The 12,210-nt window shown below is 37.7% G+C and carries 11 protein-coding genes; 4 read left to right on the top strand and 7 right to left on the bottom strand.

Translation table 11 applies throughout. The annotated features are described in order from the left end of the window. Positions 1-92 precede the first annotated feature (92 nt). The 3 genes from nrdF to nrdH form a co-directional block, all read right to left on the bottom strand. A complete protein-coding gene (gene nrdF, locus BQ2679_RS07560; RefSeq protein WP_075567612.1) occupies positions 93-1,055 on the bottom strand; it encodes a class 1b ribonucleoside-diphosphate reductase subunit beta in 963 nt (320 codons plus the stop codon). Between the two features lie 178 nt (positions 1,056-1,233). Continuing rightward, positions 1,234-3,393 carry a class 1b ribonucleoside-diphosphate reductase subunit alpha gene (gene nrdE, locus BQ2679_RS07555; RefSeq protein ID WP_075567611.1) on the bottom strand — a complete coding sequence of 720 codons (2,160 nt, stop codon included), beginning with the start codon at positions 3,391-3,393 and terminating at the stop codon, positions 1,234-1,236. A gap of 69 nt (positions 3,394-3,462) precedes the next feature. Further along, on the bottom strand, positions 3,463-3,681 hold the full coding sequence (nrdH, locus tag BQ2679_RS07550) for a glutaredoxin-like protein NrdH (protein ID WP_075567610.1): 219 nt from the start codon (positions 3,679-3,681) through the stop codon (positions 3,463-3,465). 363 nt (positions 3,682-4,044) lie between these two features. On the opposite strand from nrdH, the gene BQ2679_RS07545 reads away from it, so the two are divergent. The 3 genes from BQ2679_RS07545 to udk all read left to right on the top strand — a co-directional run bounded on the left by BQ2679_RS07545 (position 4,045) and on the right by udk (position 6,804). Next, complete coding sequence (locus BQ2679_RS07545) at positions 4,045-4,308, top strand: phosphocarrier protein HPr (RefSeq protein WP_000146952.1); 264 nt, start codon at positions 4,045-4,047, stop codon at positions 4,306-4,308. 4 nt (positions 4,309-4,312) lie between these two features. Then, a complete protein-coding gene (gene ptsP / locus BQ2679_RS07540) occupies positions 4,313-6,046 on the top strand; it encodes a phosphoenolpyruvate--protein phosphotransferase (RefSeq protein ID WP_075567609.1) in 1,734 nt (577 codons plus the stop codon). 119 nt (positions 6,047-6,165) lie between these two features. Then, complete coding sequence (gene udk / locus BQ2679_RS07535; protein ID WP_075567608.1) at positions 6,166-6,804, top strand: uridine kinase; 639 nt, start codon at positions 6,166-6,168, stop codon at positions 6,802-6,804. 39 nt (positions 6,805-6,843) lie between these two features. Here the strand turns inward: udk and BQ2679_RS07530 are convergent, their stop codons facing one another. Genes BQ2679_RS07530 through BQ2679_RS07520 form a run of 3 tightly spaced genes read right to left on the bottom strand, consistent with a single transcriptional unit; the run spans position 6,844 to position 8,643 of the window. Continuing rightward, on the bottom strand, positions 6,844-7,407 hold the full coding sequence (locus BQ2679_RS07530; RefSeq protein ID WP_075567607.1) for an ECF transporter S component: 564 nt from the start codon (positions 7,405-7,407) through the stop codon (positions 6,844-6,846). Next, positions 7,391-7,942, bottom strand: coding sequence for a phosphopantothenoylcysteine decarboxylase (gene coaC, locus BQ2679_RS07525; protein WP_075567606.1), 552 nt, complete (start codon positions 7,940-7,942; stop codon positions 7,391-7,393). Before coaC ends, BQ2679_RS07530 begins: the two co-directional genes overlap by 17 nt. An 11-nt stretch (positions 7,943-7,953) precedes the next feature. Beyond that, a complete protein-coding gene (locus BQ2679_RS07520) occupies positions 7,954-8,643 on the bottom strand; it encodes a phosphopantothenate--cysteine ligase (protein WP_075567605.1) in 690 nt (229 codons plus the stop codon). A 221-nt stretch (positions 8,644-8,864) separates the two neighbouring features. On the opposite strand from BQ2679_RS07520, the gene BQ2679_RS07515 reads away from it, so the two are divergent. Next, the gene (locus BQ2679_RS07515; protein ID WP_075567604.1) at positions 8,865-10,535 is read left to right on the top strand and encodes a formate--tetrahydrofolate ligase; all 1,671 of its coding nucleotides are present in this window, start codon (positions 8,865-8,867) and stop codon (positions 10,533-10,535) included. A gap of 84 nt (positions 10,536-10,619) precedes the next feature. Here BQ2679_RS07515 and lysS read toward each other — a convergent pair whose 3' ends face one another. Further along, positions 10,620-12,110: a lysine--tRNA ligase gene (gene lysS, locus BQ2679_RS07510; RefSeq protein ID WP_075567603.1), complete on the bottom strand. Its 1,491-nt coding sequence runs from the start codon at positions 12,108-12,110 to the stop codon at positions 10,620-10,622. Between the last annotated feature and the right edge of the window lie 100 nt (positions 12,111-12,210).

The raw sequence follows: 12,210 nt of genomic DNA, 5'->3' as shown, positions 1-12,210 counted from the left end.
ATAAATCAATCAATTTAAAGAACAAAAATAAACAAAAAACAAAAAAACATCTGAGTTTTCAAACAAACTTAGATGTTTTTTTAAGATAGTTATTAATCTAATCCATAGTTGTAGTCTTCATCTTGCATAGCCTCAACCTCACCAAGCAGGTAGCCATTACCAACTTGAGAGAAGAAGTCGTGGTTAGATGTACCAGTTGAAATACCGTTCATAACGATTGGGTTAACATCGTCTGCTGAGTCTGGGAAAAGTGGATCTTGTCCAAGATTCATAAGGGCTTTATTGGCATTGTAACGAAGGAAAGTTTTAACTTCTTCAGTCCAACCAACACCATCATATAGACTTTCTGTATAACCTTCTTCGTTCTCATAAAGAGTATAAAGGAGATCGTACATCCATTCTTTGAGTTTTTCTTGTTCTTCTTCAGGTAATTCGTTGAATCCAAGCTGGAACTTGTATCCAATATAGGTTCCGTGTACAGACTCGTCACGAATGATGAGTTTAATGATTTCTGCTACGTTAGCTAGCTTGTTATTACCGAGATAGTAGAGCGGTGTGAAGAAACCAGAGTAAAAGAGGAAGGTTTCAAGGAAAACACTAGCTACTTTCTTTTCAAGTGGTGTACCATTTAGGTAAATTTCATTGATGATTTCCGCTTTTTTCTGAAGATATGGATTTGTATTTGTCCATTCAAAGATTTCTTCGATTTCAGACTTAGTATTTAAAGTTGAAAAGATAGAAGAGTAGGATTTTGCGTGGACAGATTCCATAAATTGGATGTTGTTAAAAACAGCTTCCTCGTGAGGTGTGCGAATATCAGAGCGAAGAGCCTGAACCCCAGTTTCAGATTGCATAGTGTCAAGAAGGGTTAGTCCACCAAAGACTTTACCAACTAGGTCTTTTTCTTTATTCGATAATTTTCTCCAGTCATCCAAGTCATTTGATAAAGGGATACGAGTATCGAGCCAGAACTGCTCAGTCAATTTTTCCCAAGTTGATTTATCAATGACATCTTCGATAGCATTCCAGTTAATGGCTTTGTAGTAAGTTTGCATTTGAAATCTCTTTCTGTGTGTAGTAATGCGATAAGTTCATTCTTCCTATTCTAGTATTTTAAAGGAGTATCGCACAAAAAGTCGGGAAACCGACTTTTTAATTGTATCATGATTTTATCAATCACATCAACTTAATTATAAGTGAGTATGAAAACCCAGATTCGATTTGAGAGATGTTCTAAATTACACAGCTCTCACATTGGTTAGCGCCTACTTCACCACCGTCATCTGTAAATGTACGGACGTAGTAGATAGACTTGATACCCTTATTGAAGGCATAGTTACGTAGGATAGATAGGTCACGTGTCGTTTGCTTGTTTTCTTTCTTCCATTCGTAAAGACCTTTTGGAATGTCACTACGCATGAAGAGAGTGAGTGAAAGCCCTTGATCCACGTGTTCAGTAGCAGCAGCGTATACATCGATAACCTTACGCATATCCATATCGTAGGCAGAAGTGTAGTAAGGAATAGTATCTGTTGACAATCCTGCAGCAGGATAGTAAATCTTACCAATTTTCTTCTCTTGACGTTCTTCAATACGTTGAGTAATTGGGTGGATAGAAGCAGACACATCATTGATGTAGCTGATAGAACCATTTGGTGCTACAGCAAGACGGTTTTGGTGGTAAAGTCCATCTGCTTTAACTTTATCACTAAGTTCAGCCCAGTCTACAGCAGTTGGGATAAAGATATCTTTAAAGAGTTCTTTCACGCGTTCTGATTTTGGAACAAATTGACCAGATGTATACTTATCGAAATAAGTTCCGTTTGCGTAGTCTGATTTTTCAAAATTATGGAAGGTTACACCACGTTCACGCGCGATATTATTTGATTCAACCAGAGTCCAATAGTTCATGAGCATGAAATAAATACTTGTAAATTCGATAGACTCTTCTGATCCATACTCAATCAATTGTTGCGCAAGGTAACTATGTAATCCCATTGCACCAAGACCGAATGTATGGGCCAAGCTATTTCCGTGGTCGATTGTTGGGACAGCTTTAATATGAGAATTATCAGTAACAAAGGTAAGAGCACGGACCATGGCACGAATAGAGCGTCCAAAGTCTGGCGATGTCATCATGTTGACAACGTTGGTTGAACCAAGGTTACATGAAATGTCAGTTCCCATCTTAAGAAATTCTTGTGCATCATTAATCAAACTTGGTTCTTGGACTTGAAGAATCTCAGAACACAAGTTACTCATGATAATCTTACCATCAACTGGATTTGCACGGTTAGCAGTATCGATGTTGACTACATAAGGATAGCCAGATTCTTGTTGCAATTTAGAGATTTCAGTTTCTAAATCACGAGCCTTGATTTTTGTCTTGCGAATGTTAGGATTTGCTACTAGTTCATCATACTTCTCAGTAATGTCGATATAGTTAAATGCTACACCGTACTCTCTTTCAACAGAGTATGGGCTGAAGAGATACATATCTTCATTCTTGCGAGTCAATTCGTAAAATTTATCTGGTACTACAACACCAAGTGACAAAGTCTTAACACGAACTTTTTCATCGGCATTTTCTTTTTTAGTTGAAAGGAAAGCGATGATATCTGGGTGAAAGACGTTCAAGTACACCACACCTGCCCCTTGGCGTTGTCCCAATTGGTTTGAGTAAGAGAAACTATCTTCGAAGAGTTTCATAACTGGAACGACACCAGACGCAGCTCCTTCATACCCCTTGATAGGAGCACCAGCTTCACGTAGGTTGCTAAGGGTGATCCCAACGCCACCACCAATACGTGAAAGTTGAAGAGCAGAGTTGATAGAACGGCCAATAGAGTTCATATCATCTGTAACCTGGATTAAGAAACAAGATACTAACTCTCCACGACGTGCACGACCAGCGTTCAAGAAAGATGGAGTTGCTGGTTGATAACGTTGATGGATAATCTCGTTAGCAATATCAGTTGCAATTGCTTCGTCACCATCTGCAAAGTAGACAGCATTAAAGAAGACACGATCTTCCATATTCTCTAGATAGTATTCTCCGTCGTTTGTCTTAAGAGCATACTGATTATAGAATTTGTAGGCAGCCATAAAAGATTTAAATTGGAAGTTTTGTTCTTTTATAAATTGATACAGTTCTACAAAAAATTCTGGACGATATTTTTTAATAAAGCCTGTTTCAATATAGTTGTGCTTGATTAGGTAGTCAATTTTATCTAAAATTGAATCAAATACCATTGAGTTTGGTACAACATTTTCTTTAAAAAATGCATCTAAGGCTTCTTTATCTTTATGAAGCATGATTTGTCCATTGACTGGACGGTTAATTTCATTATTTAGACGGAAGTATGTTACGTCTTCAAGTTGTTTTAATCCCATAAAATTTCCCTTATCTAATTACAAAACAAAGGCTTCTAAGGTCTACATAGAAGCTTTTTAATCCTGATTTTATACAAGTTGCTTGAGTTTTGCTGGTTGGAAACCAGAGAACACTTCAGTTGGTGTTTGAATGATAGGAGCAGCACTAAAGCCGAGTCCTTTAACTTGTTCGATATATTCAGGTTGTTCATCAAGATTAATTTCTTGATAGGCGATATTATTGCTGTCTAAAAATCGTTTAGTCATCTTACATTGGACACAGTTATTTTTAGAATATACAGTTACCATTTACGGAACTCCTCTTTTAAATTAATTATACCCTTCTTAGTATATCAGAAAAAAAATCTTTGTCAACGAAAGAAAACTAAATATTGTATATTTCTTTTTAATATTTGGTACAAAAACACAATATATAGTAATCCCAAAAATAGAAAACGCTTTATTTGTAGGTTTCTACATTCTAGAAAAAAATAAAAAACTACATAAGGTGTAGGGATAAAATATTTGAAATATTTTCAGCAAGTTATCTGAAAGGAAATTGGATAAAGTCCAGTAAATGCTTGAAAAAATTACTTAAAGGTGATATAATACAATACTGTAAGGGTTATCAGATGTAACCCAACAAGAAAACATTTAAAGGAGAGTCAAAGTATGGCTTCTAAAGATTTCCACGTAGTGGCAGAAACAGGTATTCACGCACGTCCAGCAACTTTGTTGGTTCAAACAGCTAGCAAATTCGCTTCAGACATCACTCTTGAGTACAAAGGTAAATCAGTAAACCTTAAATCTATCATGGGTGTTATGAGCCTTGGTGTTGGTCAAGGTGCTGACGTTACAATCACTGCTGAAGGTGCAGACGCTGATGATGCTATCGCTGCTATCTCAGAAACAATGGAAAAAGAAGGGTTGGCATAAGAATATGACAGAAATGCTTAAAGGAATTGCAGCATCTGATGGTGTTGCCGTTGCAAAAGCATATCTACTTGTTCAACCGGATCTATCATTCGAAACTGTTTCAGTCGAAGATACAAATGCTGAAGAAGCTCGTTTAGATGTTGCTCTTGAAGCTTCTCAAAACGAGCTTTCTCTTATCCGTGAAAAAGCAGTAGGTACGCTTGGTGAAGAAGCAGCGCAAGTTTTTGACGCTCACTTAATGGTTCTTTCTGACCCTGAATTAATCGGTCAAATTAAAGAAACTATCCGTGCTAAAAAAGTGAATGCTGAAGCAGGTCTTAAAGAAGTTACAGACATGTTCATCACGATCTTTGAAGGTATGGAAGATAATCCATACATGCAAGAACGTGCTGCTGATATTCGTGACGTTACTAAACGTGTTTTGGCAAATCTTCTTGGTAAGAAATTGCCAAACCCAGCTTCTATTAATGAAGAAGTAATCGTCATTGCACACGACTTGACTCCATCTGATACTGCCCAATTGGACAAAAACTTTGTAAAAGCTTTTGTAACGAACATCGGTGGACGTACAAGCCACTCAGCTATTATGGCTCGTACACTTGAAATCGCTGCTGTTTTAGGTACAAACAACATTACTGAGCTTGTAAAAGATGGTGATATTTTAGCTGTTTCAGGTATTTCAGGGGAAGTGGTTATTAACCCAAGCGAAGAACAAATCGCAGCATTCAAAGCGGCTGGTGAAGCTTATGCCCAACAAAAAGCTGAATGGGCTCTTTTGAAAGACGCTAAAACAGTTACTGCTGATGGTAAACACTTTGAGTTGGCTGCTAACATCGGTACACCTAAAGACGTTGAAGGTGTGAACGAAAACGGTGCAGAAGCAGTTGGTCTCTACCGAACTGAATTCTTGTACATGGATTCTCAAGACTTCCCAACTGAAGACGACCAATACGAAGCATACAAAGCAGTTCTTGAAGGAATGAACGGTAAACCTGTTGTTGTTCGTACAATGGATATCGGTGGGGATAAAGAGCTTCCTTACTTTGATCTTCCTAAAGAAATGAACCCATTCTTGGGCTACCGTGCTTTACGTATCTCTATCTCTGAAACTGGTAACCAAATGTTCCGTACACAATTGCGTGCATTGCTTCGTGCATCTGTTCACGGTAAATTGCGTATCATGTTCCCAATGGTTGCTTTGTTGAAAGAGTTCCGTACTGCTAAAGCTATTCTTGAAGAAGAAAAAGCAAAATTGGTTACTGAAGGTGTCGCAGTTGCAGATGATATCCAAGTTGGTATCATGATTGAAATTCCTGCTGCAGCTATGCTTGCTGACCAATTTGCCAAAGAAGTTGATTTCTTCTCAATTGGTACAAACGACTTGATCCAATACACAATGGCTGCTGACCGTATGAATGAACAAGTTTCATATCTTTACCAACCATACAATCCATCAATCCTTCGCCTGATCAACAATGTTATCAAATCAGCTCACGCTGAAGGTAAATGGGCTGGTATGTGTGGTGAAATGGCAGGTGACCAAACAGCTGTTCCACTCCTTGTAGGAATGGGATTGGATGAGTTCTCAATGTCAGCGACATCTGTACTTCGTACACGTAGCTTGATGAAGAAGCTTGACACAGCTAAGATGCAAGAATACGCTAACCGTGCTCTTACTGAATGTTCAACAATGGAAGAAGTTCTTGAGCTTTCAAAAGAATACGTTAACTTTGATTAAAATCATTAAAACCTTGTAGAATAAAGCTACAAGGTTTTTTGATCTCTAATTTAAAAAGTACACCTGTAAAGTTTCCTAAAATTATGGTAGAATAGACAAAGAAAAATACGGAGGCAACTATGCAAAACAGACCAATCATTATCGGAGTAACAGGAGGATCTGGTGGAGGAAAAACTAGTGTTTCTAGAGCAATTTTATCACATTTTCCTAATGAAAAAATTGCCATGATTGAGCATGATTCTTACTATAAAGATCAATCTCATTTAACCTTCGAAGAACGAATCAAAACAAACTATGATCATCCATTTGCTTTTGATACAGACTTGATGATTGAACAAATCAAAGAATTGTTAGCAGGAAGACCAGTTGACATCCCAACTTATGACTATACTGAACATACTCGTAGTTCAAAAACATATCGTCAAGAACCCCAAGATGTTTTTATAGTTGAGGGTATTTTGGTCTTAGAAGATCAACGTCTACGTGATCTAATGGATATCAAGATTTTTGTGGATACTGATGATGATGTACGTATTATTCGTCGTATTAAACGTGATATGGAAGAGCGTGGACGTAGCCTCGATAGTGTTATCGAGCAATATCTTGGCGTGGTTAAACCCATGTATCACCAATTTATAGAGCCAACTAAACGTTATGCTGACATTGTAATCCCTGAAGGTGTGACAAATACGGTTGCAATTGATTTGTTGACAACTAAGATTGAAAAAATCTTAGAAGAAGCACGATTAACAGAATGACAATAAAAAAACCTGTATCAGTAGGATACAGGTTTTCTTTTATTGTTTAATTTTTTCTAATCTTGGAACAATGAGAGCAGTTAAAACAGCCGAGATAACTAATTCTGCAATTGAGTTTGTTGAGATAACAGTAGCCAATAGTTTTTGAATATTTCCATCAAAAACACTTCCGAAAAGGAAGAAGATTCCACCTAAGACAAATACAGTATTTGTTAGAGAACCAAGAGCACCAGCAAAGATAAGACCAGCTTTGTTTTTAAGAAGTTTATAAACAAAGTAAGGAGTCAAACCGATGAGGATACGAGGAACAATAGCGATGATTAATGAATAGATATTGCCGTTTGGTACAAATGGTGAGAAAAGATAGCTAGTTGGTAAGATTGTAATTGTATTAACTGTTAAACTAATCATACCCATTAAGAATCCAAGGATTGCACCAATTCGTGGGCCGTAAATGATACTTCCAATAATAACAGGAATATGTACAATAGTAGGTTTAATTGGGAATGGTAATACATTAAATAAGATTGAGCTGAGCAGATGGATGACAATCATACTAGCAAAAAATATAGCAACAGGTGCGATGTTAGAGCGTTTGTTCATTGAGAGTTTCCTTTATTCTTTCTATAATAATTTCCAAATCGGCTAAAGCGCCGCTTCCGAAGTCGCCACAAGCTAAGAGAGATTCTTTAGGAGAGATGATCTCGTATCCATAGCTTTTAAGAGTTTTAAGATTTGTCTGTGTGGCAGGGTGGGTAAACATTTTTGTATTCATGGCAGGTGCTAATAATTTAGGGATATTTTTTGGTAATGCTAGAGCAGTACTAGTCACCATATTATCCGCAAAGCCATGTGCAAGTTTGGCAATAGTGTTAGCAGTTGCTGGAGCAACGATAAACAAGTCAGTTTCTTTTCCTCTTTCGATGTGATTGACTTGGTCTGGATAAGGTTCTTGCATGACATCGAGATGAACCAGATTTTGGGACAAAACTTGCAGTGTTAACGGTTGTATAAAATCTGTAGCAGCTTTTGTCATCAAGACCGATACACTATGTCCTTGCTTTTTCAAAGAACTGACTAAATCGGCAGCCTTGTAGGAAGCAATTGAACCAGTAATTGCAAGAGTGATGTGAGCCATAACTTTCCTTTCTAAAAAGTAAATCCTTGAATTTTTTTAATTATTAGCTCAGCGATTTCTTGTTTGCTGTATGCTGTTTGATAATCATTTTTTTCAACTAAGTAAGCCAGGTGTTGTTCAGAGTTTATTTGAGTCAAATCGTTAGCAACAATAATGTCTGCTTGATTCTTTTTAAGACTTTCTCTAGCAACATCTATCAAATGATCCTCTGTAACATCAACCAGGAGTTTAAAACCTATTAGATGAATTTTAGGATTCCATTCTTTGACCAGAGAAATAATCTTAGGATTTTTCTTAAGAAAAAGAATCTGAGCATCTTCCTTTGAAGAAATTTTGGTCTCGGTATTATGCTTAGTTAGAAATTCCGATATATCTTGACTAGCTTGAACCTCATCTATACTTGTCATGTAGACCGGGGTATAGTCAGATACAGCCATAGAATGAATTAAAACTTGGTAATCTTTAACAAGATTTCGCATCTCCTCAAGTAAATCCAAAGTATTCTTAATTTCTATAATTTTAAGATTTGGATGACTAACGGGTTTAATTGCTTGAGAAGTTGTAATCAAGCAAACTTCATGACCTGCTTTTATTAAAGCTTCTGTTATAACCAGGCCAAGACGACCTGTAGAGTGATTAGTGATAGAGCGAACACGGTCTATAGCCTCACTAGTACCACCAGAAGTTACTAAAATTTTCATAGAATCATTTTACACAAAAAAGATTTTTAAGTCAAAGAAAGCGGTTCAGTTTAGCTTTAAGTTATTATAGTTATTATCTATAAAGACATATAAAAAATAGATAATTCTTGTTATATTAAAGAATTAAAGAGAAAAATACGAACATTAAGTTCATTTTTATATAAAAAAATCTTGTTTTGTGTTATAATGAGTTAAAAGATAATAGGGCATAGGAGTTTAATATGAAAACAGATATTGAAATTGCACAGAGTATAGAGCTAAAACCAATCGTTGATGTTGTTGAGAAACTTGGTATTTCTTACGATAATTTGGAGTTGTACGGAAAATACAAGGCTAAACTTAGCTTTGATAAAATCCGTGAGGTTGAGAGCAACCCAGTAGGTAAGTTGATTTTGGTAACTGCCATCAACCCAACTCCAGCAGGTGAAGGGAAGTCAACTATTACAATCGGTCTTGCTGATGCTTTGAATAAGATTGGTAAGAAAACCATGATTGCTATCCGAGAGCCATCTCTTGGTCCTGTAATGGGAATCAAAGGTGGTGCAGCTGGTGGTGGTTATGCTCAAGTGTTACCAATGGAAGATATCAACCTTCATTTTACTGGTGATATGCATGCTATCACAACTGCCAATAATGCTCTTTCTGCCTTGATTGACAATCACTTGCACCAAGGAAATGAGCTAGGAATTGACCAACGTCGTATTCTTTGGAAACGTGTTGTTGATTTAAACGATCGTGCTCTTCGTCATGTAACTGTTGGACTTGGTGGTCCTCTAAATGGTATTCCACGTGAAGATGGTTTTGATATCACTGTTGCTTCAGAGATTATGGCTATTCTTTGTTTATCAACAGACATTGATGACTTAAAACGCCGTTTAGCTAATATCGTAATCGGCTATCGTTATGACCGTACACCTGTTTCAGTTGGTGATTTACAGGTTGAGGGTGCCTTGGCATTGATTTTGAAAGATGCTATCAAACCAAACTTGGTGCAAACAATCTATGGAACACCAGCATTTGTACACGGTGGTCCATTTGCCAATATTGCCCACGGCTGTAACTCTGTGTTGGCGACAAAAACAGCTCTTCGCTTAGCTGATTACACAGTAACTGAAGCTGGTTTTGGTGCGGATCTTGGTGCTGAAAAATTCCTGGATATCAAGACGCCTAACTTGCCAACTGCTCCATCTGCGGTGGTCATCGTAGCAACTCTTCGTGCTCTTAAGATGAATGGTGGAGTTGCTAAAGATGCTCTGACAGAAGAAAATGTAGAAGCAGTTCACAAAGGCTTTGCTAACTTAAAACGTCACGTTGAGAACATCCGCAAATTTGGTATCCCTGCAGTAGTTGCTATTAACGAATTTGAATCTGATACAGAAGCTGAAATTGCTGCCTTGAAAGAACTCTGTGCTTCTATCGACGTCCCAGTCGAGTTAGCAAGTGTTTGGGCTAATGGTGCAGAAGGTGGAGTAGCACTTGCTGAAACTGTGGTCAAAACGATTGCTGAAACTCCTGCAAACTATACTCGTTTATATGACAATGAACTCTCTGTTCAAGAAAAGATTGAAAAGATTGTGACTGAAATCTACCGTGGTAGCAAAGTAAACTTCGAAAAGAAAGCTCAAACCCAAATTGCACAAATCGTACAAAATGGTTGGGATAAACTGCCAATCTGTATGGCCAAAACTCAGTACAGTTTCTCAGATAACCCTAACGCTCTTGGAGCACCTGAAAACTTTGAAATTACTATTCGTGAATTGGTACCAAAACTGGGTGCAGGATTTATCGTTGCTCTTACTGGTGACGTTATGACTATGCCTGGACTTCCAAAACGACCTGCCGCTCTCAACATGGATGTTGAAAGTGATGGAACTGTTCTTGGATTATTCTAGTTCAATAACAAAAAGACAACCTCTTTGATAAGGTTGTCTTTTTAACTACAAAAAACTCCTAGAAATCATCTAGGAGTTTAGTTTTTATTTCATAGTTGGGAAAAGAAGTACATCACGGATAGTAGTAGTATCAGTGAGTAGCATGCAGAGACGGTCGATACCGATTCCCAAACCACCTGTTGGTGGCATACCATATTCAAGGGCTTCAATGTAGTCATAATCAATACCAGTCGCTTCATCGTCACCAAGTTCTTTTGCTTTAGCTTGGGCTTCAAATCGACTAAGCTGATCGATTGGATCGTTGAGCTCAGTGAAAGCATTTCCGTATTCTTTGGTCATGATAAAGAGTTCGAAACGGTCAGTAAAGCGTTCGTCTTCAGGGTTCTTCTTAGCAAGTGGAGATACTGCTACTGGATGTCCATAGACAAAGGTTGGTTGAATCAATGTTTCTTCAACAAATTCTTCAAAGAAAGCATTGATAATGTGACCTACTTCAGTATAGTGTTTCTCAACTGGAACTTTCTTGTCAGCAGCAATAGCTTTAGCTTCTTCGAAGGTCATATCTTGCCAGAAATCAACACCTGTAATTTCTTTGATAGCATCAACCATGTGTACACGTTTAAATGGTTCGTTAATCTTGATTTCAGTTCCTTGATAGATAACTGGATTGTCGCCTTTAACGGCTCTAGCAACGTGTTGGATGATACCTTCAGTCAAGTCCATGATGTCCTGGAAGTCTGCATAAGCTTGGTAAACTTCGATAGAAGTAAACTCAGGGTTGTGTGTAGCGTCCATTCCTTCGTTACGGAAGATACGACCGATTTCGTAAACGCGTTCCATACCACCAACGATAAGGCGTTTTAAGTGAAGCTCAGTCGCGATACGAAGCACCATGTCAATGTTTTGAGCATTGTGGTGAGTAATAAATGGACGAGCAGCAGCACCTCCAGCTTCGTTGTGAAGAACAGGTGTTTCAACTTCAAGGAATCCTTTTTGGTCTAAGTAACGACGAATTTCAGAGATGATTTTTGAACGAGTGACAAAACGTTCAAAGCTCTCACGGTTAGAAATTAAATCTAAGTAACGTTTACGGTAAATGGTTTCAACGTCAGTTAAACCGTGGAATTTTTCTGGAAGCGGACGAAGAGCCTTAGACAAGTGAGTAATGTGAGTTGCCTTGATAGAGAGCTCTCCCATATCAGTACGCATAACTTCACCTTTGACCCCAAGGAAGTCTCCTAGGTCAGCCTTTTTGAAGATTTCGTAGTTTTCTTCACCAACTTCATCTTTACGAACGTAGATTTGGATTTGACCTTCGCGGTCTTGAAGGTGAGCAAAACCAACTTTCCCTTTACCTCGTTTAGTCACCAAGCGTCCAGCGATAGTAGCAGTTTCATTTAGTTCGTGTAGCTGTTCTTTATCAAGATCAGCAAATTTATCTTTTAGTTCTTGAGAGTTGGCAGTACGTTCAAAACGTTTACCGAAAGGATCAATTCCTTGTTCACGGAGCGCAGCCATTTTTTCGCGGCGAACGATCTGTTGGTCATTCAATTCTTCTATGTGTTCTGTTGACATGAGTTCCTCCTAATTTTAATCGAAATTTGAAATAATAAATTAATTTTTCACGATACTCCATTTTATCATAAATAGTCAAGAAATTCACGGATATTCTATA

It is taken from the genome of Streptococcus timonensis, assembly GCF_900095845.1.
Taxonomy (GTDB): domain Bacteria; phylum Bacillota; class Bacilli; order Lactobacillales; family Streptococcaceae; genus Streptococcus; species Streptococcus timonensis.
This window is presented reverse-complemented; position numbering and strand designations above follow the sequence as displayed.

Coding starts and splice junctions, on each gene's coding strand:
- udk (WP_075567608.1), top strand. CDS start 6,166: ATGCAAAACAGACCAATCATTATCGGAGTAACAGGAGGATCTGGTGGA.
- nrdH (WP_075567610.1), bottom strand. CDS start 3,681: ATGGTAACTGTATATTCTAAAAATAACTGTGTCCAATGTAAGATGACT.
- BQ2679_RS07530 (WP_075567607.1), bottom strand. CDS start 7,407: ATGAACAAACGCTCTAACATCGCACCTGTTGCTATATTTTTTGCTAGT.
- ptsP (WP_075567609.1), top strand. CDS start 4,313: ATGACAGAAATGCTTAAAGGAATTGCAGCATCTGATGGTGTTGCCGTT.
- BQ2679_RS07520 (WP_075567605.1), bottom strand. CDS start 8,643: ATGAAAATTTTAGTAACTTCTGGTGGTACTAGTGAGGCTATAGACCGT.
- BQ2679_RS07545 (WP_000146952.1), top strand. CDS start 4,045: ATGGCTTCTAAAGATTTCCACGTAGTGGCAGAAACAGGTATTCACGCA.
- nrdF (WP_075567612.1), bottom strand. CDS start 1,055: ATGCAAACTTACTACAAAGCCATTAACTGGAATGCTATCGAAGATGTC.
- coaC (WP_075567606.1), bottom strand. CDS start 7,942: ATGGCTCACATCACTCTTGCAATTACTGGTTCAATTGCTTCCTACAAG.
- BQ2679_RS07515 (WP_075567604.1), top strand. CDS start 8,865: ATGAAAACAGATATTGAAATTGCACAGAGTATAGAGCTAAAACCAATC.
- lysS (WP_075567603.1), bottom strand. CDS start 12,110: ATGTCAACAGAACACATAGAAGAATTGAATGACCAACAGATCGTTCGC.
- nrdE (WP_075567611.1), bottom strand. CDS start 3,393: ATGGGATTAAAACAACTTGAAGACGTAACATACTTCCGTCTAAATAAT.